The following is a 25,205-nucleotide window of genomic DNA, read 5'->3' as shown; positions in this document are numbered from 1 at the left end:
TTTTTGATGTATGCTTTGTTCTGAGTTTTATGAGTGCTGTTTTAAATATGTATTGTTCAATTTATAAATCGAGCAAAAAAGACGAGATGTACCTGTATGTGTCTAAAACACAGGAAGAGGGTACAGATCCTTTGGAGGTTGTACCTGAAGTCATGCGTACAGCTTTTGGTCGTGCAACATTTGTAATGCATCTGGAACTGAGTGAGTCGCGAAAGCTGGCTCGTGTAAATGTTCTTCATGTTATGGATTCAATTCAGAACCGTGGTTTCTTTATTCAGGTACCGCCAGAAGGTCTTATTGATGTAAATGCCATGGAACCGGAAGGTTTGCGTGGTGCTTAATGCAGCCTGGGGGGTTGAGCAATGAATGAATTTCTTTCCATACTGGACTCAATTCCTGAAGACAGTATTGCAATCACAGTATATCTGCTTGGCAGTATCATTATTTTATGGTGCTGGTATGCGGTAGCCAGACTGTTACCCAAGCCATTAGGTGGTATCAGCTGGATTATCGGTTTTGCAATACTGCTTACACCTACGGTCTCTGAAGGAAACAATGCGTCAATTGCTCCGGCATTTTTTGGATTACTTTTTGGTGTGTTGACAAAGGAACAACCGCTGATCTGGTCCAATCTTTCCGCTATTCTGTTTGTCACTGGGCTTGGAATGCTTGTGGGATACTGCTGGAACAGATACATGTCTGAAAAAGCAAAACTTGTGATTAACAAAAAAAGCACACCGCTTTAAGTAAAAAAATAAGGTTAAAACATGTCTGTTGATAAACAACAATTCACTGGTACAGATCAGTACATCGCTACGGATAGCCTTAAGCTTGCTGTGAAAGCAGCACGTGCACTGCAAAAACCACTGCTGGTTAAAGGTGAACCGGGTACAGGAAAAACCTTGCTGGCTGAACAGGTCGCAGAGAGCCTGGGATTAAAACTGATCACCTGGCATATCAAATCAACCACCAAAGCGCAGCAAGGGCTTTATGAATATGACGCCGTGTCGCGGTTGCGTGACAGTCAGCTTGGTGATGATCGTGTATATGATATCCGGAACTATATTAAGCCAGGTAAACTGTGGGAAGCATTTACGAGTGAAGAGCGCTGTGTTCTGCTGATTGATGAAATTGATAAAGCAGATATTGAGTTCCCTAACGATCTGTTGCATGAACTGGACAAAATGTCTTTCTATGTTTATGAAACGGGTGAGACCATTACAGCGACTCAGCGTCCGATTGTCATCATTACCTCAAACAATGAAAAAGAATTGCCAGATGCATTTTTGCGTCGCTGTTTCTTTCACTACATTGAATTTCCTGATGAAGCAACGATGCGGGAAATTATCAGTGTACATTTTGATGATATTTCTACGACACTGGTCAGCGAAGCTTTACAGATCTTCTTTAAATTACGTCAGGTACCAGGTCTGAAAAAACCACCTTCAACATCTGAACTGATTGACTGGCTGAGCTTACTGATGGCAGATGACATGCCTGAAGATGTACTGCGTAATCATGATAAATCCAAAGCAATTCCGCCTTTGTATGGTGCTTTAATTAAGAATGAACAGGATGTACAGTTACTTGAGCGTCTTGCTTTCATGTCCAGAAGATAATCCCTTTCAGACGATGGGTTACTGATTTTTCAGTTCCTGAGTATGGAAATAAAAAATCCTGCATTGTGCAGGATTTTTTTGTTATCAAAAAATGTGTGAATACAGGAGTTTAAGGATTGGATACAAAGATATTTAAATTATTTTAAATAAAAGCTTGCAATAATGATAACTGTGTCACATAATGTGTTTAAGAGATAGAAATAAGTCTCATTGAAAACAGATTTTTCAGTTAATAATCCTGTTACTTTCCCCAAAGTTTCAGGATTTTTTTTGTCCGTTATTTTTAATTGATTGCTGACCGTTGTAAAAAGATGGGCATAAACTGACTTTCTGTCAGAATAATTAGTTTATTTTTCAACTATCTGGCTGCTATGATCTGACTTATTTTTTATTGGGGAATGGGGAGATGCGGGTCAGGGTAAAACGGACAGACCGTAAAACAAAGGAAATTTCCGTAGGTTATGTGCAGTATGTATATGATGAAGAATGGGTTTCCTGTGGACAGGGTTACATTTCACTGGCTAAAAAAGGATACTGGGTCAGTGACTATGGTGCCAAAGTGATAGATCCATCTGTTTCTGACTTTTTTGATTCAGCAAGACCAGGGCAGGAATACGTGCATTCCTTATTTGTGCTGGAGATTCTGCATTAGTATGTTTTATGAAATATTTTCTGTCCTGAAGTGACAGTATGCTGAAAAATATAATGTTTATAATGAGCACAGAGTTATGGAGCTGATTCTGTATTCTCTGTAAAACATAGCAATGGATGCTGCTGAACGCAGAGTAAAGTTTTCTGACTTTACTTGTGTTTTGTGATCTCACATAATGAAAAAGCTAAATGATTTGCTGATGTTCTTGAATTTTGAAATTTCCCCAAGCCCAATCCAAAGCAAACAGTGTAATTAAACGAATAAAGTAAAAGGATTTGTCTCGGCATGTTTGTGCGACTTTTTTATACCCTCAGAAAATATGGTGTTCCTGTGACCACTCAGGAACTGATTGATCTCAACAAAGCTGTTGCTGCGGGTCTGGTATTTGCAGATCAGGAGGAGTTTTATCAGCTTGCCAGAACGGTCATGGTTAAAGATGAACGGTTCTTTGATAAGTTTGACCGAGGCATGAAAGATTATTTTGAAGGTATTTCAACCTTTGATCTTGATGCTTTGCTTGATCAGGTACATAAGTTGCCTAAAGAATGGTTTGATCTTGAGCTGCTGGAAAAGCATCTGACACCTGAACAGCGCGAAGAACAGCTTAAGGCGGGTTCACTTGAAGAACTGATGAAAATGCTGGAAGAGCGGTTAAGGGAACAGCATAAAAAACATCAGGGTGGTAATAAGATGATCGGTACCGGAGGGACTTCTCCTTTTGGTGCATTCGGTGATCATCCTGAAGGGGTTCGTATTGGTGGACCTGGGCGTAAAAAATCTGCGGTCAAAGTCTGGGAACAGCGTAAATATCAGAATCTGGATGATGAGCAGATACTGGGAACACGCCAGATGCAGCTTGCACTGCGCAGGCTGCGTAAGTTTGCCCGTCAGGGTGCAGCTGAAGAGCTGGATATTGACTCTACAATTAAAGAAACAGCAAGACAGGGTATTCTGGATGTACAGCTTGTTCCTGAACGACGCAACCGTATTAAAGTCCTGATGCTGTTCGATGTGGGTGGTTCTATGGACTCACATATTGCTCAGTGTGAAAAAATGTTCAGTGCTGCAAAAACCGAATTTAAGACACTGGAATATTTTTATTTTCATAACTGCCTGTATGACCATGTGTGGAAAGACAACTTCAGACGTTCAAATACACGGATGAACACATGGGATCTGTTCAATACCTATGGGCGGGATTACAGAGTGATTGTTGTGGGGGATGCCAGTATGGCACCTTATGAGCTGAACTCTCCTGGTGGTTCTGTTGAATATATGAACGATGAAGCCGGAAATGTGTGGCTGAGTCGTTTACGTAAACACTTTGATAAAACAGCATGGTTGAATCCTGAAGAACAAAACTACTGGCATTACACGCAGACTATTGGTTTAATTAAGCATATTTTTGACGATCATATGTATCCAATGACCCTGAAAGGTATTGAAGATATGACCCGTTATCTGGCCCGTTAAATCGGCTAAATTGAATTTGTACCAGGGATAAAACAGGGAACTTAAATGAATCATCAGATTAATGGCATCGCATTACCGAATGAAGACGGATTTTTTGGTGAATATGGTGGTCAGTTCATTCCACCTCATCTGAAAGAAGCGATGGATGAAATTAATGTTGCCTATGAAGCCATTCGTAATACATCTGAATTTAAGGATGAGCTGAATGATCTTTTTGCAAACTATGTCGGTCGTCCCAGCCCTTTGTTTCATGCAAAACGACTTTCTGAGCAACTGGGTGGGGCGCAGATTTATCTGAAGCGTGAAGATCTGAACCATACAGGTGCGCATAAAATTAACCATTGTCTGGGTGAAGCATTACTTGCCAAGTACATGGGTAAAACAAAAGTGATTGCGGAAACGGGTGCAGGACAGCATGGTGTTGCGCTGGCAACTGCCTGTGCTCTGGTGGGTATTCCATGTGAAATTCATATGGGGCAGGTGGATATTGAAAAAGAACATCCAAACGTTGTAAAAATGAAGATTTTGGGTGCAAAACTGGTTTCAGTGACCCAGGGCACAGCAACTTTAAAAGATGCTGTGGACAGTGCATTTGAAGAATATCTGAAAGACCCTGTAAATTTCATTTATGCAATCGGTTCAGTGGTTGGTCCACATCCTTTCCCTAAAATGGTTCGTGACTTTCAGTCGATTATTGGAAATGAAATTAAAGTCCAGACACAGGAGCGTTTCGGTGCGCAGCCCGACTATGTTGTAGCATGTGTGGGTGGTGGTTCAAATGCTGTAGGTGCTTTTACTGCATTTTTAAATGATCCGGCTGTAAAACTGGTCGGTGTGGAACCAGCAGGACATGGGCTGGATACAGATATGCATTCCGCGACTTTGACCCTGGGTAAACCGGGACAGATTCATGGTATGGCATGTTATGTTCTGGAAGATGAAGCAGGGGAACCATTACCTGTACATTCCATTGCATCTGGTCTGGACTATCCTGGTGTCGGACCACAGCACAGTTTCTTAAAAGATATTGGTCGTGTGGAATATTCGACTGCAACCGACCAGGAATGTCTGGATGCATTTATGACACTTTCGCGGGTTGAAGGTATTGTACCTGCACTGGAAAGTAGTCATGCAGTTGCATGGGCTTTACGTGAAGCACCAAAAATGTCTAAAGATATTAAGATTGTGGTGAATCTGTCTGGTCGTGGCGATAAAGACTCTGACTATGTAGCTGATAAGCTTGGTTTACACTGAGCAGATTATCCTGTCATAAAAAAATCCCTCTGATGAGGGATTTTTTTATTGCTGTCATCTGGTTTAGCCTGAAATGTATTGCTGAAGCTGCTCAATCAGTTTTTTCTGATCTTCCATGGTTGCTTTAACAAGGTCACCAATGGAAACCAGACCGATCAGTTTTCCATTTTCAACCACGGGTAAGTGTCGAAGATGTTTGTCCGTCATCAGGTTTAAGCATTCTTCAACTGTGGTTGCATTGGAAACAGTCAGAACTTTGGCTGTCATAATTTCACTGACAGTGGTGTCGAATGATTTACGCTGCATCAGGGCAATTTTTCGTGTGTAGTCACGTTCAGAGAGAATGCCTGCAACTTCTTCACCTTCAGTGACAACCAGAGCACCGATGCCTTTTTCAGCCATGAGGGTAATTGCTTCAAGTACTGTCGCTTCAGGGCTGATTGTATATACAGAAATGCTGGTTTTATCTTTAAGAACATTGGCTACATTTGTCATGGGGCTGATCCTGAATTGTTGTTTATTGTTTGATATTAAATTAGCGTGAAAACTGGAAAATGAAAATACTTCATCAGTCAGAATAAACTATTTACAAGATTCCAGCTTCTCCATATTATTTGTGCTTAAAATTTTCATGCAGTCTGCATGGCATTGTTTTCAGTAAAAAAGAAATGACGCATCTGTTGCGTTGTAAGTTTCAGTGTCTGACTTGAAGAGTTACACAGTGCAGGAATCACTTTAAGTCGTGTCAGCGTTGGCAGTAAGGATTTCTGGAAATCCTCAGGCGTAATTTTCCTTGGTGTATAGTGCGGCCAGTGACGTTTGGCATATCTGCTTGCCTGCACGCCATTCAGCCAGAATGGAAAAATATTATCTTCATGGTCAGACATGATTGCCCATCCCTGATGATAGAGTCCCCATAAAACACCACAATACATCATGGTTTTTAAAATATTGATTTTCAGAATGAAGTCTCTTTGCACTGGTTGCAATTGACTGATTTGATTCATGACCGTCTTTAGTTGTGAATACCATTATTATTTTAAGAAAAATCTATGAAAATTCAGTGTAAGGATTGATATAAATCGTAAAAAATTATGTCCTGGTTAAATCACAGGCATTAAAAAACGCCACCTGAGTGACGTTTTATTATGCCTGCATTGTGGCTAACTTCTGCCAGTACTGAGCTTTAAGCGAGTCACGTTCAACACGGAAACCCTGATAATAAAGTTCAGCAAGGAAAAGTGCTGCTTTACCGTGACCTGCACGAGCAACTTCTTCAAGTTGTTTTACTGCATCCACAAAGTTCATCTGAGACTGGATTGTATTGACCGCGTTTGCATAAGTGTGTTCGAGGTCATGGTGAGAGATGTTCTGAATCATATATAACTCCTTATTGTAATTATGATCTGATGGCTTTTAAGCCTGATACCAGTTTAACTGGCTATTGTTAAACTAATATTACAATTTAAATGAATTGTCAAATAAGTTATGGGGGTACATCGTTGAATTTCAAGGTTACACGATTAAACAATGAACAAAAATAATTTTTATTAAAATGATTATACAGGAAACTGTAATAGAAGGAGAAGAAAATGACAACAATGATAGATGGATTTGCGTTTGATGTTCCTCCGGATGCTTCACAGGTCGTTGCCCTGGCTCAGTTTCACAGACAGCAGCTTGATGAAGCAGTTTTTCACAATGAAATACATCTTGGAAACTATTGCCTGGCACAGCGCAAAAGGGTGTATGACTTTACCAGCAGCTTAGCTCCAGAACAGAGAGAAGCATTTTATCAGACCTATGATGGGGAATTACGCCGAATTGCTGATGATGAAGATCTGCATCCCGCAGATGCTGAAGGTGGTGTCAGTGCTTTTGCGGTTGTAATTGTTCTGTTGATTATCGCGGTGGTGCTTTATTCAGCAGTGTTGAAACTGGTTTAAACGATCCGGCTGTTTATATTGCTCAGATTCACAGCTTTACTGTTGTGAATTTGAGCAAATATGCTTGTGATTCTCAAATATGCGCCATACACTACCTTTGAACTGAGGTAGAACATGCATATTGCTATTCAAAAAATCATTAATATCAAATCAAAGTTTTCACTCGAACAGATTTATAATGGCGTTATTCTTCTGATTGTAGCAGTCATTATGCTGCTCTCAGTCTTCGCACTGTTACGTCCCATTGGCAGTGTTCAGTTTGAAAATATCAAAAAACTTTCCATGCAGCAGGTCCATACTCAGACTCAGGAGATGGCAACGGTGTTAATGGAGCAGGAACATATTTCTTATGATGAATACCTCAAACTGATGCAGGCGCATCAGACTGAACTTCATCAGGCAAAACAGCTTCCTGCAATGGCACTTGAGAATCAGTAACGTCTGTTTTCTTTGCAGGACTGACGGTATCTGGTTTGTAGGATGGGTCAGAGTTGCGTTGCAGCATCAGTTTCAGGTTTTCTTTATCCAGTTCTTCGCTGACAACTACAAGTGTCATATCCTGAGGGTGAATATATTTTCGGACGGCTTTTTGCACGTCATCCGCAGAGATTTTTTCCAGTAACTGCTGGTATTGACTCAGATAGCTGGCAGGTAACTGATAAAAACCAATCGAACCAAGTTGAGCATTGATGGATGCATTGCTTCGGTAGGTATTTGGAAATGCCCTTAACATGCCTGCCTTTGTTTCCCGAAGCTGTTTTTTGTCTATAGGATGGTTAACAAAATCAAGCAAAGCTTTATGTGCAACCTGAATGCTGTTGATCAGTTGATCCTGACGTGTTGAATAACTGAGGCTGAATGTCCCAGGTGCCTGAGAAAAACCGAATGAACTGTAAGCGCCATAGGTATAACCACGCTTGATACGTAATTCTTTCATCAGAACTGAGTTAAAACCAGAGCCACCGAACATCTGGTTGGCAATGCTTAAAGCAAGCCGATCAGGATCAGAATAAACAGTGCCCAGATGCCCCATCATGACATGTGCCTGGTTTGATGTATAACGGATATGCTGGATATTGAATCCTGTCTGCAGCTGTGTGGAGGGTAAAGGTGCTGCTTTTTCTCCCTGTTTAAGATTGCGTGTAATTTTTTCAGATAATTTTAAAGCCTGTCTGGGTGTCAGTTTACCGGTAATGGCAATATTCATATTCTGACTGACCAGATATCTGTCACGAAATTTTTGTAAAAGTTCAGGTGTGATATTTTTAATACTTCCGTTAGTGCCTGTAACAGGTTCTGCATACGGATGTTTGCCATAGATCGCCCGCTGAAACTGTATGCCCATAAGTCTGGAAGGATTTTCTTTCAGTTGTTTCTGACCGACCTGAGTGTTGCTGAGTACCAGTTCAATACTGGATTTTTTGAAAGTGGCGTTATTCAGCAGCTCGATCATCATTGCCAGTGCTGTTTCCATTTTCTGAGGATCAGCCAGGACTCTGAGTTTTACGATAAACATATCACGGTAAGCTTTTGCACTGAAATTGGCACCTGTCTGTTCAAAGACAGTCACAATTTCTTCAGCATTGTACCGTTTTGTACCTTCATCAAGCAGATTGGCTGCCATATTGGCGACGCCTGACTGACCGCCTTGCATTTCAGTATCACGTGCTGCACCTGCGTTGAATGTCAGCTGGATATCAATGATGGGTAAATCCTGAGATTCTGCAAAAAGTGTCCGTACGTCATAACGGTTTTTTAAATCGTGGATATAAGGGGCACGATAAGTATTATTTTTACTGACATTTTTCAGGCTGTTCAGCAGGGGGATCGAATGCATATCCGAAACAGAGTCTTCACTTGACTGTTCCTGGATGACATTTGCATATGAATAGGATGTTGAAAGCAGAACTGCGGTCAATGTGGTAATGAAAAATCTCATGAGCAGTTCCTTTTATTTACTTGTGTTCTGTTCTGGCAGCAGATACATGGTACTCAGGTTGTCTTTGGTCAGATAAAATGAGGCAACCCGCTGGATATCTTCGGGTGTGACATTTTCAAAATGTTTTGGGAGTTCATCCATCAGTCGGTAGCTCAGACCATTCACCTCCAGATTGCCGATCATCCTTGCCTGACCGACAATATCATCCTGCCCATAGACCAGGTTTGAAACAAATTTTGCGGTAATGCGTTCAACCTCATGGGGCTGTATCTGTTCTTTCTTTAGATTATTTATTTCATTGAGGATGGCTTTTTCCGCATCTTCCAGGCTGACACCATTGACAGGCAGTGCTGAAATACTGAAAAGACTGTCGCCTCGGTTATATGGGTCATAAGATACGCTGACAGCAGTCAGTAATTTTCGCTCTCTGACCAGTCGTTGTTGCAGTCTTGAAGAAATACCGCTGTCCAGAATGCTTTTTAAAATAGTCAGGGTGTAGGCGTCCTGAGGGTTCTTGGCAGTGGGTAATGAAGGAACATTCCATGCCATGAACAGGTTTCCGACCTGAACGGGATAATGCAGCTCCATATGGCGAAAACCGGCACGATCAAACTCAAGGACATCATTACGGGCGGGAATCTTTCGTTCAGGAATATTGCCAAAATAAGACTGTACCTGCTTTACGGCTTGTTCTGAATCGACATCCCCGACAATAACTAAAATTGCATTGTTTGGGCTGTACCAGGTTTTATACCAGTCTTTTATGTCCTGGAGCTGGATATTCTGCAGGGTTTTCATATGACCAATGACAGGCTGTCTGTAATGACTGGTCGGATAGGCAATCCATTTAAACCGTTCAAAGGCGAGTGTTCTGGCACTGTCGTCTGTACGTTGTCTGCGTTCTTCCATGACCACCCGAATTTCAGGATCAAAATCCTGTTGCTTGAGCTGAAGTCCGGTCATTCTGTCCGCTTCAAGCTCCAGTGCCATCGGAAAGTAGTTTTTAGGATAAAGTTGATAATAATTAGTGTAGTTGGTGAACGTTGAAGCATTGATACTTCCACCATACATTCGGCTCAGCCTGGTGAATTCATCATCTGGAACTTTTTTTGTGCCTTTGAACATCATGTGTTCGAGGACATGTGAAACGCCTAAAATATTGCCCGATTCATCGCTGCTGCCGACACGATACCAGATCTGAGTCATGACCATTGGCGAGCGATGGTCTTCACGGATAATGACTTTTAACCCATTTTTCAGTGTTGTTTCAAAAGTTGTTCTGGAAAGTTCACTGCGTGTTTCTGCATGACTGGGTGCAGCATGTAATGCAAAGACAAACAGACCTGACAAAAATCCTGCTTTTTTAAGTGTTGAGTAAAGTAAAGAGGATGATTTTTTATAAGGCACAGTTACAACCTGTCAATAAATTCATATTTCTATTCTCAGAAGATAAATACCTGAACGCAACATTAACGTGTTGCTTTTTAGTGTTTAAGCGCAGGGCTGAATTACAGGCAAAGCATTCAGCTTTATGATAGAATCCGATTTTTTAAACGCAATGCTTTTCAAGGATTCGGCATGCAACAGCAATCTAATGTGCAGAATAAATTTTTGATTGATGCTGATATCGGTGATGACGATGTTACTTTACCGAGTCTACCGGTCGTAAATGTTCCTATCACTGAAACTCAGGTTGAAATTAAAAAGGAAGAACCTGAAGTAAACTCTGTTGAAGTTACGGAGAATACTCAGCAGGATGAACAGCCGAAAACAGGTTTCTTTGGCAGAATGAAGGATGGTCTGACCAAAACCCGTCGTAACTTTACCGATGGTATGGTCAATATCCTGATCGGTGGTAAAGAGATTGATGATGAGCTGCTTGAGGAAGTTGAAGAACAGTTGCTTGTTGCAGATATTGGTGTCGAAGCGGCTAAAACCATTATTGCCAATCTGACTGAACGTACTGCACGTGGTGATCTGATTTATTCACACTCATTGTATAAAGCATTGCAGGAAGAACTGGTTGCATTACTGGCACCACGGGTAAAGCCGTTACATATTGATCCAAATAAAAACCCGTTTGTGATTCTTGTTGTAGGTGTAAATGGTGTGGGTAAAACAACCACCATTGGTAAACTGGCAAAACGCTTACAGGGTGAAGGCAAGAAAGTCATGCTGGCTGCAGGTGATACTTTCCGTGCAGCAGCGACTGAACAGCTTCAGATCTGGGGCGAACGTAACAATATCGCCGTGGTCGCCCAGGGGCATGGTGCAGACAGTGCTTCAGTGATTTTTGATGCTTTTGAAAGTGCGCGTGCAAAAGGTGTTGATGTACTGATTGCAGACACGGCAGGTCGTTTACATAACAAAAGTAATTTAATGCATGAGCTGACCAAAGTTAAACGTGTCATGCAGAAAATTGATGCGACTGCGCCACATGAAGTGATGCTGGTGGTTGACGCTGGTACAGGTCAGAATGCAATCAATCAGGTTGAAATGTTTGATGAAGCAGTTGGACTGACAGGAATTACAATTACCAAACTGGATGGTACGGCTAAAGGTGGCGTACTGTTTAATATTGCCAGCCGTACTCATGTGCCAATCCGTTTCATTGGCGTTGGTGAAAAAATCGATGATCTGCGTCCATTTTCAGCGAAATCATTTGTTGCTGCACTGTTTGAAACAGATAAATAAAAGCAGTCAGAACATTGATTGTTTAAGTTATGCTTAATCGGAACTCCACTTTCAGTGGAGTTTTTTATGGGCTGAAAACAGGTTGCTGAATTGTAGCAATCTGTTCTGAAACAGTGATTTGATATATTTCTGAAATAAAATTGATGATAAATAAAAGTTATTGTTCCAAAAATAAAACAGACTGTCACTGATTTAGTGCTGATTGCATGAGTAGGAATCAATATGCTGTGTGTATGGAATAATTCAAATATTTTAAAAGAGGTTTTACTATGTCATTCCTGAATCAACTTGAAAAACGCCGCAGTATCTATGCGATCGGTAAAAATGTATTTGCGTCACAAGCAGAAATAGAAGAACTGATTCAGAAAACAGTTCGTTTAAGCCCATCAGCTTTTAATTCACAGACTTCACGTGTTGTAACGCTTTATGGTGCGTCACATAAAAAATTCTGGGAAATTGTTCGTGAATCATTACGTAAACTGGTACCTGCTGAAGCATTTGCAGGCACTGACGCTAAAATCAGCAGTTTTGAAGCAGGGTATGGAACAGTATTGTTTTATGAAGACCAGGATGTTGTAAAATCCCTTCAGGAACAGTTTGCACTGTATGCAGATAACTTCCCTGTATGGTCTGAACATTCAACAGGTATTGCTCAGTTTGCTGTATGGACAGCGCTGGCAGAACAGAATATCGGTGCATCACTGCAACACTATAACCCCGTTGTAGATGCAGAAGTTGCAGATGTTTATGAGATCCCATCCAACTGGAAACTGCGTGCACAGCTGGTATTCGGTTCCATTGAAGCTCCAGCTGGTGAAAAAACATATATGGAAAACTCTGAACGTTTTAAAACTTTCAACTGAGTTTCAAAAAAGGCGCTTTGAGCGCCTTTTTTATTTATGCGGATAAACTGAGACAGAACAAGGTTAAAGCTTTGTCATAAAAATGTCATCAACTGGTAGCATAGTGCTGCAATATATAAATTCAATTAGAGAATGACAATGAAATCAAGAGCTGCGCTGCTGGTTGCGGGACTGATGATGGGAGCTGATGCTTTTGCCGCCGTGACAATTACTGTTCCTGAGGATATTAAAGTAGTGGCAGTAAATGATCAGGAAGTCAGTTCAGGATTTTTACGGGCGGCTGCCAGTCAGTATAAAGTCGACGCAGGAAAGAATTCGATCAGTATGCGTTACGTTCAGTATTTTGAGCATCGCAACGGTGAGCACGATATTGTGAAATCAGGTGTGCTGACGCTAAATACCCCGGAACTCGTGGATGGGGAGAAATATACTCTTAAAACTGTAAATGTACCGACTGAGTTTGAAGCTGCAAAAAAATATGCTGAACAGCCTACGGTTGCTCTTTTTAACAGTAAGCAACAATTGCTTGTGCAGCAGACAGGTGCAAACACAGCACAAAAATCATGGTTAGGCAAAGGATTGTTTGGTACCGATGTTGATCTCACTCAGAAAAAACAAAGTGTAAATGAACAACCTTCTGCTGTTTATCCTGTCAGTGATAAGGCTGTAGCAGACCCTCAAAAACAGAAACAGTCTCAAACAGCTGTCTCAGTATCTACTGCAGACCAGCAGCTGATCCAGATATGGAAAAGTGCATCCAAGTCAGAACGCCAGAAATTTATGACCTGGTTGGCTGAACAGTAATATTCTTGCTTTAATTGAAGTAAATATATACGAAAACTGTTAAGATGGATTAAAAAATAATCATACTGTCATCTTTTTTTGAATTATCCGAAACTAAGGGTTGCATTCATTTTTATATTCTATAGAATGCACTCATCCCGACGCGATACAGCAAACGAACTTAGCTCAAAGGGTTAAGTTGTTAAATGTTTATTGCGTTTTATTTATCACTGACGAGGTGATAAATAATTCATTAAGAGAATATGAAGAACAACTTGTGTGGATTTTTACTGATTGATCGATCGAAATTATTTTCATTGATTGAATGGTTTAAATTACTCGAAGTTTATTTGAGAGAATTTGTCAGAAAATTGATGAGCCAAGATTGGCACCCTTTAAGGTGCTAGCAAGTATTAAACTGAAGAGTTTGATCATGGCTCAGATTGAACGCTGGCGGCAGGCTTAACACATGCAAGTCGAGCGGAGAGAGGTAGCTTGCTACTGATCTTAGCGGCGGACGGGTGAGTAATGCTTAGGAATCTGCCTATTAGTGGGGGACAACATTCCGAAAGGAATGCTAATACCGCATACGCCCTACGGGGGAAAGCAGGGGATCATTAGACCTTGCGCTAATAGATGAGCCTAAGTCGGATTAGCTAGTTGGTGGGGTAAAGGCCTACCAAGGCGACGATCTGTAGCGGGTCTGAGAGGATGATCCGCCACACTGGGACTGAGACACGGCCCAGACTCCTACGGGAGGCAGCAGTGGGGAATATTGGACAATGGGGGGAACCCTGATCCAGCCATGCCGCGTGTGTGAAGAAGGCCTTTTGGTTGTAAAGCACTTTAAGCGAGGAGGAGGCTACTCTGGTTAATACCTGGAGATAGTGGACGTTACTCGCAGAATAAGCACCGGCTAACTCTGTGCCAGCAGCCGCGGTAATACAGAGGGTGCGAGCGTTAATCGGATTTACTGGGCGTAAAGCGTACGTAGGCGGCTTTTTAAGTCGGATGTGAAATCCCTGAGCTTAACTTAGGAATTGCATTCGATACTGGGAAGCTAGAGTATGGGAGAGGATGGTAGAATTCCAGGTGTAGCGGTGAAATGCGTAGAGATCTGGAGGAATACCGATGGCGAAGGCAGCCATCTGGCCTAATACTGACGCTGAGGTACGAAAGCATGGGGAGCAAACAGGATTAGATACCCTGGTAGTCCATGCCGTAAACGATGTCTACTAGCCGTTGGGGCCTTTGAGGCTTTAGTGGCGCAGCTAACGCGATAAGTAGACCGCCTGGGGAGTACGGTCGCAAGACTAAAACTCAAATGAATTGACGGGGGCCCGCACAAGCGGTGGAGCATGTGGTTTAATTCGATGCAACGCGAAGAACCTTACCTGGTCTTGACATAGTAAGAACTTTCCAGAGATGGATTGGTGCCTTCGGGAACTTACATACAGGTGCTGCATGGCTGTCGTCAGCTCGTGTCGTGAGATGTTGGGTTAAGTCCCGCAACGAGCGCAACCCTTTTCCTTATTTGCCAGCACTTCGGGTGGGAACTTTAAGGATACTGCCAGTGACAAACTGGAGGAAGGCGGGGACGACGTCAAGTCATCATGGCCCTTACGACCAGGGCTACACACGTGCTACAATGGTCGGTACAAAGGGTTGCTACCTAGCGATAGGATGCTAATCTCAAAAAGCCGATCGTAGTCCGGATTGGAGTCTGCAACTCGACTCCATGAAGTCGGAATCGCTAGTAATCGCGGATCAGAATGCCGCGGTGAATACGTTCCCGGGCCTTGTACACACCGCCCGTCACACCATGGGAGTTTGTTGCACCAGAAGTAGGTAGTCTAACCGTAAGGAGGACGCTTACCACGGTGTGGCCGACGACTGGGGTGAAGTCGTAACAAGGTAGCCGTAGGGGAACCTGCGGCTGGATCACCTCCTTAACGAAAGATTGACGATTGGTAAGAATCCACAACAAGTTGTTCTTCATTGATGTATCTGAGGGTCTGTAGCTCAGTTGGTTAGAGCACACGCTTGATAAGCGTGGGGTCACAAGTTCAAGTCTTGTCAGACCCACCATTCTGACGAATCAGCACAGAAACAGATATATCGGGATCTTAACTGGGGACTTAGCTTAGTTGGTAGAGCGCCTGCTTTGCACGCAGGAGGTCAGGAGTTCGACTCTCCTAGTCTCCACCATCACATTAAGTGAAGTTCTGAATTATAGAATTTAGTGAATATGACGATCATCTGATCTCAGTTTATTAAGTTCTGTGATTTATCACAGTTTGCTACCTGCTGACGAGGCGGTAGTTAATCATTAACAGCATATATTTGAGTTGAAATAAATTGTTCATACTCATGACCGACATTAACACTGACAGTAATTTATTACTGTGATGTGAAAATGAAGGAAATGAGAAACTAGCGATTAAACTGAATCAAGCGTTTTGGTATATGAATCTAATTGAAGCTGTACAGTGATTAATTTCACAGACGCCAACTGTATGAGAGTGATGAGAAATCGTCGCGATCTGTTGCTCATCCTACTTGTAGGGATGAACGACTGTTTGGGGTTGTATAGTCAAGTAATTAAGTGCATGTGGTGGATGCCTTGGCAGTCAGAGGCGATGAAAGACGTAATAGCCTGCGATAAGCTCCGGGGAGGCGGCAAATATCCTTTGATCCGGAGATTTCTGAATGGGGAAACCCACCTGCTATAAGGCAGGTATCGTAACATGAATACATAGTGTTACGAGGCGAACGAGGGGAAGTGAAACATCTCAGTACCCTTAGGAAAAGAAATCAATTGAGATTCCCTCAGTAGCGGCGAGCGAACGGGGAACAGCCCATTAAGTCATATAAGCTTTAGTGGAATGCTCTGGGAAGTGCAACCATAGTAGGTGATAGTCCTGTACGCGAAAGGGCTTATATGATGATGTCGAGTAGGGCGAGGCACGTGAAACCTTGTCTGAATATGGGGGGACCATCCTCCAAGGCTAAATACTCCTGACTGACCGATAGTGAACCAGTACCGTGAGGGAAAGGCGAAAAGAACCCCTGTGAGGGGAGTGAAACAGATCCTGAAACCGCATGCATACAAGCAGTGGGAGCCGACTTGTTCGGTGACTGCGTACCTTTTGTATAATGGGTCAGCGACTTATATTCAGTAGCAAGGTTAACCGTATAGGGGAGCCGTAGGGAAACCGAGTCTTAATAGGGCGTTCAGTTGCTGGGTATAGACCCGAAACCGGGTGATCTATCCATGAGCAGGTTGAAGGTTGGGTAACACTAACTGGAGGACCGAACCCACTGTCGTTGAAAAGCCAGGGGATGACTTGTGGATAGGGGTGAAAGGCTAATCAAACTCGGTGATAGCTGGTTCTCCCCGAAAGCTATTTAGGTAGCGCCTCGGACGAATACCATTGGGGGTAGAGCACTGTTTCGGCTAGGGGGTCATCCCGACTTACCAAACCGATGCAAACTCCGAATACCAATGAGTACTATCCGGGAGACAGACTGCGGGTGCTAACGTCCGTAGTCAAGAGGAAAACAATCCAGACCGCCAGCTAAGGCCCCAAAATTATAGTTAAGTGGGAAACGATGTGGGAAGGCATAGACAGCTAGGAGGTTGGCTTAGAAGCAGCCACCCTTTAAAGAAAGCGTAATAGCTCACTAGTCGAGTCGGCCTGCGCGGAAGATGTAACGGGGCTAAAACTATATGCCGAAGCTGCGGATTTGCAATTTATTGCAAGTGGTAGGGGAGCGTTCTGTAAGCCGATGAAGGTGGATTGAGAAGTCTGCTGGAGGTATCAGAAGTGCGAATGCTGACGTGAGTAACGACAAAACGGGTGAAAAACCCGTTCGCTGAAAGACCAAGGGTTCCAGTCCAACGTTAATCGGGGCTGGGTGAGTCGACCCCTAAGGCGAGGCCGAGAGGCGTAGTCGATGGGAAACTGGTTAATATTCCAGTACTTGTGTGTAATGCGATGAGAGGACGGAGAAGGTTAAGTCAGCCTGGCGTTGGTTGTCCAGGTGGAAGGATGTAGGCATGTATCTTAGGCAAATCCGGGGTACTCTATGCTGAGATCTGATAGCAAGCTGTACTTGTACAGTGAAGTGGCTGATACCATACTTCCAGGAAAAGTCTCTAAGCTTCAGTTACACAGGAATCGTACCCGAAACCGACACAGGTGGTCAGGTCGAGTAGACCAAAGCGCTTGAGAGAACTCTGCTGAAGGAACTAGGCAAAATGGTACCGTAACTTCGGGAGAAGGTACGCTGCCGGCGGTGATTTCCCTTGCGGAATGAGCGGCCAGCAGCCACAGAAACCAGGCCCCTGCAACTGTTTATTAAAAACATAGCACTCTGCAAACACGAAAGTGGACGTATAGGGTGTGATGCCTGCCCGGTGCTGGAAGGTTAATTGATGGGGTTAGCGTAAGCGAAGCTCTTGATCGAAGCCCCAGTAAACGGCGGCCGTAACTATAACGGTCCTAAGGTAGCGAAATTCCTTGTCGGGTAAGTTCCGACCTGCACGAATGGCATAATGATGGGGGCGCTGTCTCCAGCAGAGGCTCAGTGAAATCGAATTCGCCGTGAAGATGCGGTGTACCCGCGGCTAGACGGAAAGACCCCGTGAACCTTTACTGCAGCTTGACATTGAACTTTGATCTTACCTGTGTAGGATAGGTGGGAGGCTTTGAAGTAGTGACGCCAGTTGCTATGGAGCCATCCTTGAAATACCACCCTGGTAATATTGAGGTTCTAACTCTGTCCCGTTATCCGGGACGAGGACCATGTCTGGTGGGTAGTTTGACTGGGGCGGTCTCCTCCTAAAGAGTAACGGAGGAGTACGAAGGTGCGCTCAGCGTGGTCGGAAATCACGCGTAGAGTATAAAGGCAAAAGCGCGCTTAACTGCGAGACCCACAAGTCGAGCAGGTACGAAAGTAGGTCTTAGTGATCCGGTGGTTCTGTATGGAAGGGCCATCGCTCAACGGATAAAAGGTACTCTGGGGATAACAGGCTGATACCGCCCAAGAGTTCATATCGACGGCGGTGTTTGGCACCTCGATGTCGGCTCATCTCATCCTGGGGCTGAAGCAGGTCCCAAGGGTATGGCTGTTCGCCATTTAAAGAGGTACGCGAGCTGGGTTTAGAACGTCGTGAGACAGTTCGGTCCCTATCTACCGTGGGCGCTGGAAATTTGAGAGGATCTGCTCCTAGTACGAGAGGACCAGAGTGGACGAACCTCTGGTGTACCGGTTGTGACGCCAGTCGCATCGCCGGGTAGCTATGTTCGGAAGGGATAACCGCTGAAAGCATCTAAGCGGGAAGCCTACCTCAAGATAAGATTTCCCTAGGACTTTATGTCCTCTAAAGAGCCGTTGAAGACTACGACGTTGATAGGCTGGATGTGGAAGCACGGTGACGTGTGAAGCTGACCAGTACTAATTGCTCGTGAGGCTTGACTATACAACACCCAAACAGTTGTTGTATAAAGCTCAGTTGATTCGATATTCATCAGAATGACTTGATTCAGAATCGCAACAGTATGACAATGTTCCAACTCAGATAGAGCTGTTAATAACTCATTTGGAAAAAGCATTGGCATCTAAATAAGACCAAAGCAAGTATCCATAAACAGTTGTGCTGGCGACAATAGCAAGAGTGAACCACCTGATCCCTTCCCGAACTCAGAAGTGAAACCTCTTTGCGCTGATGGTAGTGTGGGGTTACCCATGTGAGAGTAAGTCATCGCCAGCTCATTATTCCTAAACACCCTCAATCATTTGATTGAGGGTGTTTTTTATTGTCCAGTGAAAGGAAAAGTCAAAGCTGTTTCAGACGGGTCATGCTTAAACCTGCTGCTTTACTGTAGCTGATTTCAAAGATCTGATTGTCCGGGTGCTGAGCTATACAGAGTTCCCCGTACATTACAGTTTTATAGCCTAAGTGCTGCTGTACAAAATTCATCAGTTCAGTCCGTTTAGGAATCAGTTCCTTCATGTAGTCTCCCCATACTTCAAAGAACAGCGGGGGAAAACCACAGTTTTTTAAGGTATGGACTCGAGCTGAAAGGGGCTTATTCACTAAAAACAGTCTGTTTTCCTATACACAATTGAAACAGAGTTAAACCAATGATGATATTTATTTCAAGGCTACAAAATAAAATAGATAAACAAGGAGTTACATAAACATTTCTATGCGGATTTCATGGTGTTCATATGGTCTCTTACGCATAAATAAGGATAGATTTTTTTAATTCTGTTAAATAAATATAGCGTTAAATGAATAACATAAAGACAGAGATATATTAAGCAATCTGTTTAAGACTCTATTAAAGAGAAAAAGATAATTTTCCAGCTGGTTTTATAAAGTAGAAGTAACGCTTTTATGATCTAGGTTTTGTAACGCTCTTAGAATACTTATGTACATGCTTCGCGAAATAGTGATTTCTGCTCAAATTATGTTTAATTTATATACAAATTATAGAGGGGTTGTATGTCAATCTGAGATTTGGAAAGTCTTTAATTTATAAAGTATAGGTCTGATATATTTCATTTGGAGTGAAATGATAGTGGTGCATTGTGTAATTTTTTGCTTTGGTCCGCTTGGAGGAAAATCTTATCATATTATTTCTTTCAACTGAACTGATCTTGTTGTATGTCATTTGAGAATGTGATTTCGGGTTTTGTGATTCATTCTGATGCCTAGTGTATGGGGATGAGCCAGGGTGATCAGGATCAGTTACGATAAATTCGGTTAAGTATTATATCTGTGAGCAGATCAACAGCATTGGTTTATAGAGAGTCAGGCAAAATCTGTTTAGCTATTTCAAAATAGATAAATACACTTCTTATTTGTAAGTGAGTGAAATGTAATTATAGCCATAATGAATTTATATTTGAATTATTAAAACTGTTACGAAAAATCTTTTGAAATTAAATATTCAGATTCTTTCTGAGTTAACTTCAATAAGCTTAAGACATGATTGTAATGTTTTGCAGGTTATTGATTTACAATTGTAAAGTCGCTATGTTGCTGCATTACTGTTTGTACGGCAAATAAACGGATTTGTTATATCAATAGTTTATTTATTTTAAAAAAACTGTTATTACTAGAAAGAAAGAATTTTAATAGTATGGGTTTAATTATGGATACAACTGTAAAATATATTGTCTTGAAAAGTAAAGATTATCAGTTGGGAACACCATTATTTCAGGAAGAATTGAAGGAAGATGCAACATATTTTGACCGAATTCCTGAAGTTATCAAATATCAGAGTCATAGTTTCAAAGTGCTAAGTAAAGAGCTTACTCGTTTACATAATATTGATGAAAATACTGAAAGCCAGACAATTTTAGTAAAAGTTATAGCAATGGTCAGTTAATTGAAATAAATAATGGAGTAATAGATCATATGATTTATTACTCTATATTTACAACAGTTGTTGAATGGTTATCCAAGTTATTGTTTAGTAATGCTAATTAATAGAGTGGGGTTGCCATTTGTAAATGATAAATACAAATTTTACTTTTTAATAAAAATAAATACTGAATTCAATGTTGTTGTTCTCATAAGATTGCTTTTATAATTGCAAAATTGTTTTTTAGGTCGTCTTCTTTCTTATGGAAATTTTAAAATTTTTAAAAAGTTTTAATACAAGTGGAACATATCTTGCCTTTGCCAGTATGCTTTTACTTTCTTTGGTCATTTATTTTTACTTAATCAATCCTGCATAGTCGAACAGTCTTTCATCTGGCCACCAAGAGGTAGATTTTTTTATTGAAAAATCTATATTGTGATTTTTATCACAAAAAGTATAATTATGTTGATGCATGATGAATTAATTGATACTATTTGTAATATTGGTATCTGAATTGTATCTGTAAATTCTTTTTAAGCATTTTATATTATACAAGTTATTGAATTTATAGGTTTTAGTCTAAAATTTTTTAGTCGTATAAAAATATCTCAGCTCCTCAATTAAATTAAAAAAGGTGGAATATGAAGACGTTTGAATTTTTATTTTTGTTATCTTCAGCATGTATGCTGATGTTTATGGTCTATAGCTTTGGTCAGTTATTTAATTGATTTTTAAAATAAAAACTGACCAAAGTGTAAAGATGTAATGTCTGAAAGATCAAAGTGCATTTTTTAGATTTTTTTGATGCGCTTTTACCTGTCGGGCATATTTTTTACCTTGTCTTTTCATTTTCCAGCTGTTGCTGTAACCCGTCGGACCGACATTATACCAGGCTAAAGCTTTCTTCCAGCTTCCAGCGGAATCATTGTATTTTGCCAGGATATATGTTCCACAATTAATATTGGTGTTTTCTTCAAACAGGTCTCCAGGGCATGTTTTTTGCCAGTATCGGGGAATGACCTGAGTCAGACCCACTGCTCCTGCAGGGGAAACCACATAGTTTCTGTAACTTGATTCCTGTTGGATCATTGCAGCTAATAATAGTGGATCAACACTGTATTTTTCAGCATTCTGTACAATGATAGGGGATATCCTGTTCGCTGTTTCTGGTGCAACGGAATAGGCATTCTGTATTCCATTTGATAACTTTGATGCCCGCTTTTGTATAGATCCACCACCTAATGATGAGCAGCCAGCAAGACTGATCATTACCACTGATAAGAAAACAGTCTGGATATTAAGAAATTTAAGTGAAGTCATAGCCTATTGATAAAATATATGAAAAATCAAATGATTTTATTGATTGTGTTGCTATCATGCTAGTAATTGATACTGATTGAGTCAAGTGAGTATTTATAGTCTAAGTTATTAATTTTGTTAAAGGCTTTGGATGGTTTATGTTCGGATGTGAAATTAACAAAGCTCTTTCTCAGATATAATGACTCAAAGTAATTTTAGACATTTTCTACTTTATTGACTGTTTTAACTGGAAATAAGAATGACACCTGCATGCAAGTTGTTAAGTACTCAAAAGATTGCATTTACTGTTCATGAATATGAACATGATGTTTCAGCGAAAAGCTTTGGGCTTGAAGCGGCAGAAAAACTGGGACTGTCCGTTCATGAAGTCTTTAAAACATTGATGGTTACTGATGATAAGAATTATTATGTTGCTGTATTACCTGTAAATCATCAGTTGAATTTAAAGAAAGTTGCAAATGCTTTGGGGTGTAAAAAACTGCATATGGCCGATCCTAAAGATGCTGAAAGGCTTACCGGCTATCTGGTCGGGGGAATCAGTCCTGTTGGGCAAAAAAAGCGTTTAAAAACAGTTGTGTGTGAGAGTGCAAAAGTACTGAATAAAGTGTATGTAAGTGGTGGAAAACGTGGTCTGGATATAGGTATAGACCCAAATGATTTGGTAAAAGTTTTAGGTGCTAGTTTTGCTGATATTGTGGATGGTTAAGTGGTATTTTTATCCGTCAATTTTAGCTTTAGAAAATCATGTTACTCACAATCTTACTCACAAAAATGTTACTCATAAAAAAACCACCTAAGCGGTGGTTTTTTTATATGAGATCAAATATCCAGAACTACAGACTGGACATAAGAATTGAGCCAGTAACTTTTTCGACCATCCTTATGCGGTTTTGTATAACGACCTTCTCTAATCCTAGCATCCAGAGTTTCAGGTTCAATATTTAATAATTTTGCAAACTCAGCTCGACCTACGCGTCGCTCATTTTGCTGCGTAAATGTTTTCTTTAGAACCTGTACTTCATTGAAGATCGCCTGAAGTAAGTCACTATCTTTTCCTTTAACCATTTGTTCACTCATGACTTTGCTCCTGATCTTCATCGTAAGCACCCAATTCAGCGCAAGCATCGTTTGCTTCGGCCATACCATCAAAATCATCTTCACACACATCACAAATAATCATCGATTCATAATGTGTGCAATTATCAGACAGAGTTCCACAAACATCACATACATCAATCATGACTTTGCTCCTGTGCTTGTTTTGGCGGTGGTGGAATTTTCCTCCAGTGGGTAGGCGGTTCATCTACGCAATTAGGCCAGTACTCGCTTAGGTCTTCATCTAAAGACATGTATTCCTTTTCAGGTTCTACATCTGGATGCTGGTTCCAGCAAACTAAAACCATTTCATCGATCGGTGGACCCACATCATTAACTGATATCCAATCTGTAGCAGCCTGTTCTTTTGCTGCCTTCCACGCACCCCAGGCAAGATTTAATTTATCTGGCCAGTACTTCCCGTCAGAATCCTTATTAAATGAAGCCCAACCATGAGAAGCTTGAAAAGCCCATTTTTCAAAAGCCTGTTGTTCAGTTTGAATATCCATCACGCCACCTTCAACATAATCGCTTGAGCCTGAAGACGAAGCACAAAAGCCTTGCCATTCTTTAGCCATAATTTCAGAAATAACTCATAACGTTTTTGAGCTGGTTCATTCATGTTTCCAAATCTGTCAATTTTAAGACCAGGCTTATTTGCTTTAGTGAATACAGCCTCACCGACAATCTTGTTGATGACACATTTGTAGCCATCAGTTGCAATAAACATAGTAAAAGCAGGGATCAGTTGTGCTGGACAGATCATGACACCACCTCGCTTGCCTGATTCTGCAATTCAAAGCGGCGCTGTTTTACACACCCCATCAACTTTGGCTGTATATCAACGTGACGTGAGTAAACATCTATCTCAAGAGCATCCAGTGCAGTCAGATCCGGTGCATTCTGAATCTGGACCATGAGTGATGGTGGAGCAGTAGGTTCAGTTTTATTTTGCTGATTAAGTTCAAGCAACCGTGCATTGATGACGGTCATCAACGGCTTTCTTTGTTCTTCAGTCCATTTCATCGTGTACTTATAAAGCGCATTCGCTTCTGCAGGAGAGGTTGCATTACGAGCACGTTCTTCAAGTTCAGCGAACAGTGATTCATATTCAGCATCTTTGATTGATTGAACAGATTGCTCAGGAGTTTTTGCTTCAACAGCAGGATCTATAACGAGAGCTTCAGCTTCCATCTGCATTTTCTTGAGATTAGCGATAGCATCTTCAGGTTCTTCCACTCGGACAGCATATTGTTCAGGATCCAACTCAAGCAACTTGTCTTCTGTGAGTTTGCATAAGTGTTGATGCTGCTCCCGCTCCAGGTGACCGTTGGCCAAAAACACATGACGGAATGAGAGCACATCATCAGTTTTAGTAAATTTTTGAATTTGCGACGTGAACTTTTCAACTAATTTAGCAGGATCAGTTTCAATCACTCCGCTTTCAGTTTGTTCTACTAAAGCCTCGTAATCAGCACATATTTGACGGGCTTGTAATTGATGATCATGATCCAACTTACCCCAGTTGTGATTCATGCTTGCTTTCATTAGATCAAGATTTCGGCGCGTAGGCTCATCCTTGGCACGGCTTAACCACATATCGATAAACTTCTGACCTGGTACCTGTGATGCTGCAGTAAAAGAATCTTGTTCAATGCCCCGAATATTTGACTGACTCTGAAATGACTTTTCTTCGACATCATTTGATGTTGAATTTTGGCTATTTTCGATTTCAGCTTTGGTTCTACGAGTGCGTTTCTTTGGTTTATCGTTAAAACCGTCTTTGACTTCAATCTCAGAAATCATATTGCCGAAAGTCTTACCGAATGCTTGCAGTTGAAGCTTTGCATTTTCTTCATCAAGTTGAGCAAATCCATTCGCTACACTGAGTCGGATATCAGCATGTTCACTGTCGCATGTCGTGCGTAGAATGCATGTCGGCATGACAATGTAGATCTCCTGGCCACTTTCAAGCTCATGAGGTGCAACTGGTTTGGTAAAGAGAATATCAGCCAAAGATAATGAATCACGCTTGATACAGTATTCATAACCTGACATAGCAAAGACAGTGGCAGGAAACTGGTTCAGATCATCAAAATCCATTAGTTCGCCGACAGCACGACACAGGATATTTTTACCAGCCATTAATGCAGCAAATGCTTCACTGCTGTTTAAAGTGTTCATAGTT

General features: G+C 41.5%; 26 protein-coding genes, 2 tRNA genes and 3 rRNA genes. 19 read left to right on the top strand and 12 right to left on the bottom strand.

Going from position 1 to position 25,205, the window contains the following annotated elements:
- Nucleotides 1–47 precede the first annotated feature (47 nt).
- The 6 genes from CDG60_RS09980 (at nucleotide 48) to trpB (ending at nucleotide 4,998) form a co-directional block, all read left to right on the top strand.
- The gene (locus CDG60_RS09980) at nucleotides 48–341 is read left to right on the top strand and encodes a YcgL domain-containing protein (protein ID WP_087512403.1); all 294 of its coding nucleotides are present in this window, start codon (nucleotides 48–50) and stop codon (nucleotides 339–341) included.
- A gap of 21 nt (nucleotides 342–362) precedes the next feature.
- Nucleotides 363–746, top strand: a complete 384-nt coding sequence (locus CDG60_RS09975) for a hypothetical protein (RefSeq protein ID WP_087512226.1) — start codon at nucleotides 363–365, stop codon at nucleotides 744–746.
- A gap of 21 nt (nucleotides 747–767) precedes the next feature.
- The gene (locus CDG60_RS09970; RefSeq protein WP_087512225.1) at nucleotides 768–1,619 is read left to right on the top strand and encodes an AAA family ATPase; all 852 of its coding nucleotides are present in this window, start codon (nucleotides 768–770) and stop codon (nucleotides 1,617–1,619) included.
- Between the two features lie 406 nt (nucleotides 1,620–2,025).
- The gene (locus CDG60_RS09965) at nucleotides 2,026–2,271 is read left to right on the top strand and encodes a hypothetical protein (RefSeq protein ID WP_087512224.1); all 246 of its coding nucleotides are present in this window, start codon (nucleotides 2,026–2,028) and stop codon (nucleotides 2,269–2,271) included.
- Nucleotides 2,272–2,556: 285 nt separating this feature from the next.
- Nucleotides 2,557–3,744 carry a vWA domain-containing protein gene (locus CDG60_RS09960; RefSeq protein WP_087512223.1) on the top strand — a complete coding sequence of 396 codons (1,188 nt, stop codon included), beginning with the start codon at nucleotides 2,557–2,559 and terminating at the stop codon, nucleotides 3,742–3,744.
- Nucleotides 3,745–3,789: 45 nt separating this feature from the next.
- Nucleotides 3,790–4,998: a tryptophan synthase subunit beta gene (trpB, locus tag CDG60_RS09955; RefSeq protein ID WP_087512222.1), complete on the top strand. Its 1,209-nt coding sequence runs from the start codon at nucleotides 3,790–3,792 to the stop codon at nucleotides 4,996–4,998.
- Nucleotides 4,999–5,061: 63 nt separating this feature from the next.
- Here trpB and CDG60_RS09950 read toward each other — a convergent pair whose 3' ends face one another.
- The 3 genes from CDG60_RS09950 to CDG60_RS09940 form a co-directional block, all read right to left on the bottom strand.
- A complete protein-coding gene (locus CDG60_RS09950; RefSeq protein ID WP_087512221.1) occupies nucleotides 5,062–5,493 on the bottom strand; it encodes a CBS domain-containing protein in 432 nt (143 codons plus the stop codon).
- A 134-nt stretch (nucleotides 5,494–5,627) separates the two neighbouring features.
- A complete protein-coding gene (locus CDG60_RS09945; protein WP_087512220.1) occupies nucleotides 5,628–6,005 on the bottom strand; it encodes a DUF2750 domain-containing protein in 378 nt (125 codons plus the stop codon).
- A gap of 139 nt (nucleotides 6,006–6,144) precedes the next feature.
- The gene (locus CDG60_RS09940) at nucleotides 6,145–6,378 is read right to left on the bottom strand and encodes an SEL1-like repeat protein (RefSeq protein WP_087512219.1); all 234 of its coding nucleotides are present in this window, start codon (nucleotides 6,376–6,378) and stop codon (nucleotides 6,145–6,147) included.
- A gap of 212 nt (nucleotides 6,379–6,590) precedes the next feature.
- Between CDG60_RS09940 and CDG60_RS09935 the strand changes: the two genes are divergently transcribed.
- Together CDG60_RS09935 and CDG60_RS09930 are read left to right on the top strand one after the other, a co-directional pair.
- Nucleotides 6,591–6,944 carry a hypothetical protein gene (locus tag CDG60_RS09935; protein ID WP_087512218.1) on the top strand — a complete coding sequence of 118 codons (354 nt, stop codon included), beginning with the start codon at nucleotides 6,591–6,593 and terminating at the stop codon, nucleotides 6,942–6,944.
- A gap of 114 nt (nucleotides 6,945–7,058) precedes the next feature.
- Complete coding sequence (locus CDG60_RS09930; protein ID WP_087512217.1) at nucleotides 7,059–7,382, top strand: hypothetical protein; 324 nt, start codon at nucleotides 7,059–7,061, stop codon at nucleotides 7,380–7,382.
- On the opposite strand, the gene CDG60_RS09925 is transcribed toward CDG60_RS09930, so the two are convergent.
- Nucleotides 7,306–8,883: a M16 family metallopeptidase gene (locus CDG60_RS09925; RefSeq protein WP_087512216.1), complete on the bottom strand. Its 1,578-nt coding sequence runs from the start codon at nucleotides 8,881–8,883 to the stop codon at nucleotides 7,306–7,308. The genes CDG60_RS09930 and CDG60_RS09925 overlap by 77 nt on opposite strands.
- A gap of 12 nt (nucleotides 8,884–8,895) precedes the next feature.
- Nucleotides 8,896–10,233, bottom strand: a complete 1,338-nt coding sequence (locus CDG60_RS09920) for a M16 family metallopeptidase (RefSeq protein ID WP_087512402.1) — start codon at nucleotides 10,231–10,233, stop codon at nucleotides 8,896–8,898.
- A gap of 228 nt (nucleotides 10,234–10,461) precedes the next feature.
- Here CDG60_RS09920 and ftsY point away from each other — a divergent pair, with 228 nt between their 5' ends.
- The 8 genes from ftsY to rrf all read left to right on the top strand — a co-directional run bounded on the left by ftsY (nucleotide 10,462) and on the right by rrf (nucleotide 18,999).
- On the top strand, nucleotides 10,462–11,577 hold the full coding sequence (gene ftsY, locus CDG60_RS09915; protein ID WP_087512215.1) for a signal recognition particle-docking protein FtsY: 1,116 nt from the start codon (nucleotides 10,462–10,464) through the stop codon (nucleotides 11,575–11,577).
- A 269-nt stretch (nucleotides 11,578–11,846) separates the two neighbouring features.
- Entirely contained in the window at nucleotides 11,847–12,440 is a 594-nt protein-coding gene (locus CDG60_RS09910; protein ID WP_087512214.1) for a nitroreductase family protein, read from the top strand.
- Between the two features lie 138 nt (nucleotides 12,441–12,578).
- Nucleotides 12,579–13,244, top strand: coding sequence for a DUF2057 family protein (locus CDG60_RS09905; RefSeq protein WP_406565286.1), 666 nt, complete (start codon nucleotides 12,579–12,581; stop codon nucleotides 13,242–13,244).
- 394 nt (nucleotides 13,245–13,638) lie between these two features.
- Nucleotides 13,639–15,175, top strand: a 16S ribosomal RNA gene (locus CDG60_RS09900).
- 59 nt (nucleotides 15,176–15,234) lie between these two features.
- Nucleotides 15,235–15,311, top strand: a tRNA-Ile gene (locus CDG60_RS09895).
- A 44-nt stretch (nucleotides 15,312–15,355) separates the two neighbouring features.
- Nucleotides 15,356–15,431: transfer RNA gene (locus CDG60_RS09890), tRNA-Ala, on the top strand.
- Nucleotides 15,432–15,814: 383 nt separating this feature from the next.
- Nucleotides 15,815–18,708, top strand: a 23S ribosomal RNA gene (locus CDG60_RS09885).
- A 176-nt stretch (nucleotides 18,709–18,884) separates the two neighbouring features.
- A 5S ribosomal RNA gene (rrf, locus tag CDG60_RS09880) occupies nucleotides 18,885–18,999 on the top strand.
- The 16S, 23S and 5S rRNA genes sit together here with 2 tRNA genes alongside, the layout of an rRNA operon.
- A gap of 66 nt (nucleotides 19,000–19,065) precedes the next feature.
- Here rrf and CDG60_RS18190 read toward each other — a convergent pair.
- Entirely contained in the window at nucleotides 19,066–19,242 is a 177-nt protein-coding gene (locus tag CDG60_RS18190) for a hypothetical protein (protein ID WP_160117025.1), read from the bottom strand.
- Between the two features lie 1,147 nt (nucleotides 19,243–20,389).
- Between CDG60_RS18190 and CDG60_RS09875 the strand changes: the two genes are divergently transcribed.
- Both CDG60_RS09875 and CDG60_RS18410 read left to right on the top strand, forming a co-directional pair.
- Nucleotides 20,390–20,626, top strand: a complete 237-nt coding sequence (locus tag CDG60_RS09875; protein ID WP_087514167.1) for a hypothetical protein — start codon at nucleotides 20,390–20,392, stop codon at nucleotides 20,624–20,626.
- A gap of 238 nt (nucleotides 20,627–20,864) precedes the next feature.
- Complete coding sequence (locus CDG60_RS18410; RefSeq protein ID WP_087514161.1) at nucleotides 20,865–20,978, top strand: hypothetical protein; 114 nt, start codon at nucleotides 20,865–20,867, stop codon at nucleotides 20,976–20,978.
- Nucleotides 20,979–21,379: 401 nt separating this feature from the next.
- On the opposite strand, the gene CDG60_RS09870 is transcribed toward CDG60_RS18410, so the two are convergent.
- A complete protein-coding gene (locus tag CDG60_RS09870; RefSeq protein ID WP_227542865.1) occupies nucleotides 21,380–21,871 on the bottom strand; it encodes a lytic transglycosylase domain-containing protein in 492 nt (163 codons plus the stop codon).
- Nucleotides 21,872–22,160: 289 nt separating this feature from the next.
- Here CDG60_RS09870 and ybaK point away from each other — a divergent pair, with 289 nt between their 5' ends.
- Nucleotides 22,161–22,628, top strand: a complete 468-nt coding sequence (ybaK, locus tag CDG60_RS09865; protein WP_087514159.1) for a Cys-tRNA(Pro) deacylase — start codon at nucleotides 22,161–22,163, stop codon at nucleotides 22,626–22,628.
- Between the two features lie 113 nt (nucleotides 22,629–22,741).
- Here ybaK and CDG60_RS09860 read toward each other — a convergent pair whose 3' ends face one another.
- From CDG60_RS09860 to CDG60_RS18405, 5 genes are read right to left on the bottom strand one after another with little or no spacing between them, the layout of a single operon-like run.
- Nucleotides 22,742–22,999 carry a hypothetical protein gene (locus CDG60_RS09860; RefSeq protein ID WP_171405449.1) on the bottom strand — a complete coding sequence of 86 codons (258 nt, stop codon included), beginning with the start codon at nucleotides 22,997–22,999 and terminating at the stop codon, nucleotides 22,742–22,744.
- Entirely contained in the window at nucleotides 22,992–23,162 is a 171-nt protein-coding gene (locus CDG60_RS18185) for a hypothetical protein (RefSeq protein ID WP_160117023.1), read from the bottom strand. Before CDG60_RS18185 ends, CDG60_RS09860 begins: the two co-directional genes overlap by 8 nt.
- The gene (locus CDG60_RS09855) at nucleotides 23,155–23,526 is read right to left on the bottom strand and encodes a hypothetical protein (protein WP_087514158.1); all 372 of its coding nucleotides are present in this window, start codon (nucleotides 23,524–23,526) and stop codon (nucleotides 23,155–23,157) included. The genes CDG60_RS18185 and CDG60_RS09855 overlap by 8 nt, the downstream gene beginning before the upstream one ends.
- A complete protein-coding gene (locus CDG60_RS09850) occupies nucleotides 23,526–23,783 on the bottom strand; it encodes a hypothetical protein (protein WP_087514157.1) in 258 nt (85 codons plus the stop codon). Before CDG60_RS09850 ends, CDG60_RS09855 begins: the two co-directional genes overlap by 1 nt.
- Complete coding sequence (locus CDG60_RS18405; RefSeq protein ID WP_227542864.1) at nucleotides 23,780–25,201, bottom strand: hypothetical protein; 1,422 nt, start codon at nucleotides 25,199–25,201, stop codon at nucleotides 23,780–23,782. Before CDG60_RS18405 ends, CDG60_RS09850 begins: the two co-directional genes overlap by 4 nt.
- Nucleotides 25,202–25,205: the final 4 nt, after the last annotated feature.

This window comes from Acinetobacter chinensis (assembly GCF_002165375.2).
In the GTDB taxonomy this organism is placed as follows: Bacteria; Pseudomonadota; Gammaproteobacteria; order Pseudomonadales; family Moraxellaceae; genus Acinetobacter; species Acinetobacter chinensis.
The sequence above is the reverse complement of the archived record's forward strand: the minus strand, read 5'-3'. Positions and strand labels throughout refer to the sequence as shown.

Coding starts and splice junctions, on each gene's coding strand:
- CDG60_RS09910 (WP_087512214.1), top strand. CDS start 11,847: ATGTCATTCCTGAATCAACTTGAAAAACGCCGCAGTATCTATGCGATC.
- CDG60_RS09945 (WP_087512220.1), bottom strand. CDS start 6,005: ATGAATCAAATCAGTCAATTGCAACCAGTGCAAAGAGACTTCATTCTG.
- CDG60_RS09850 (WP_087514157.1), bottom strand. CDS start 23,783: ATGATCTGTCCAGCACAACTGATCCCTGCTTTTACTATGTTTATTGCA.
- trpB (WP_087512222.1), top strand. CDS start 3,790: ATGAATCATCAGATTAATGGCATCGCATTACCGAATGAAGACGGATTT.
- CDG60_RS09870 (WP_227542865.1), bottom strand. CDS start 21,871: ATGATCAGTCTTGCTGGCTGCTCATCATTAGGTGGTGGATCTATACAA.
- CDG60_RS09970 (WP_087512225.1), top strand. CDS start 768: ATGTCTGTTGATAAACAACAATTCACTGGTACAGATCAGTACATCGCT.
- CDG60_RS18190 (WP_160117025.1), bottom strand. CDS start 19,242: ATGAAGGAACTGATTCCTAAACGGACTGAACTGATGAATTTTGTACAG.
- CDG60_RS09980 (WP_087512403.1), top strand. CDS start 48: ATGTATTGTTCAATTTATAAATCGAGCAAAAAAGACGAGATGTACCTG.
- CDG60_RS18405 (WP_227542864.1), bottom strand. CDS start 25,201: ATGAACACTTTAAACAGCAGTGAAGCATTTGCTGCATTAATGGCTGGT.
- CDG60_RS09975 (WP_087512226.1), top strand. CDS start 363: ATGAATGAATTTCTTTCCATACTGGACTCAATTCCTGAAGACAGTATT.
- ftsY (WP_087512215.1), top strand. CDS start 10,462: ATGCAACAGCAATCTAATGTGCAGAATAAATTTTTGATTGATGCTGAT.
- CDG60_RS09860 (WP_171405449.1), bottom strand. CDS start 22,999: ATGAGTGAACAAATGGTTAAAGGAAAAGATAGTGACTTACTTCAGGCG.
- CDG60_RS09935 (WP_087512218.1), top strand. CDS start 6,591: ATGACAACAATGATAGATGGATTTGCGTTTGATGTTCCTCCGGATGCT.
- CDG60_RS09950 (WP_087512221.1), bottom strand. CDS start 5,493: ATGACAAATGTAGCCAATGTTCTTAAAGATAAAACCAGCATTTCTGTA.
- CDG60_RS09965 (WP_087512224.1), top strand. CDS start 2,026: ATGCGGGTCAGGGTAAAACGGACAGACCGTAAAACAAAGGAAATTTCC.
- CDG60_RS09875 (WP_087514167.1), top strand. CDS start 20,390: ATGGATACAACTGTAAAATATATTGTCTTGAAAAGTAAAGATTATCAG.
- CDG60_RS09855 (WP_087514158.1), bottom strand. CDS start 23,526: ATGGATATTCAAACTGAACAACAGGCTTTTGAAAAATGGGCTTTTCAA.
- CDG60_RS18410 (WP_087514161.1), top strand. CDS start 20,865: ATGGAAATTTTAAAATTTTTAAAAAGTTTTAATACAAGTGGAACATAT.
- CDG60_RS09940 (WP_087512219.1), bottom strand. CDS start 6,378: ATGATTCAGAACATCTCTCACCATGACCTCGAACACACTTATGCAAAC.
- ybaK (WP_087514159.1), top strand. CDS start 22,161: ATGACACCTGCATGCAAGTTGTTAAGTACTCAAAAGATTGCATTTACT.
- CDG60_RS09930 (WP_087512217.1), top strand. CDS start 7,059: ATGCATATTGCTATTCAAAAAATCATTAATATCAAATCAAAGTTTTCA.
- CDG60_RS09925 (WP_087512216.1), bottom strand. CDS start 8,883: ATGAGATTTTTCATTACCACATTGACCGCAGTTCTGCTTTCAACATCC.
- CDG60_RS18185 (WP_160117023.1), bottom strand. CDS start 23,162: ATGATTGATGTATGTGATGTTTGTGGAACTCTGTCTGATAATTGCACA.
- CDG60_RS09960 (WP_087512223.1), top strand. CDS start 2,557: ATGTTTGTGCGACTTTTTTATACCCTCAGAAAATATGGTGTTCCTGTG.
- CDG60_RS09905 (WP_406565286.1), top strand. CDS start 12,579: ATGAAATCAAGAGCTGCGCTGCTGGTTGCGGGACTGATGATGGGAGCT.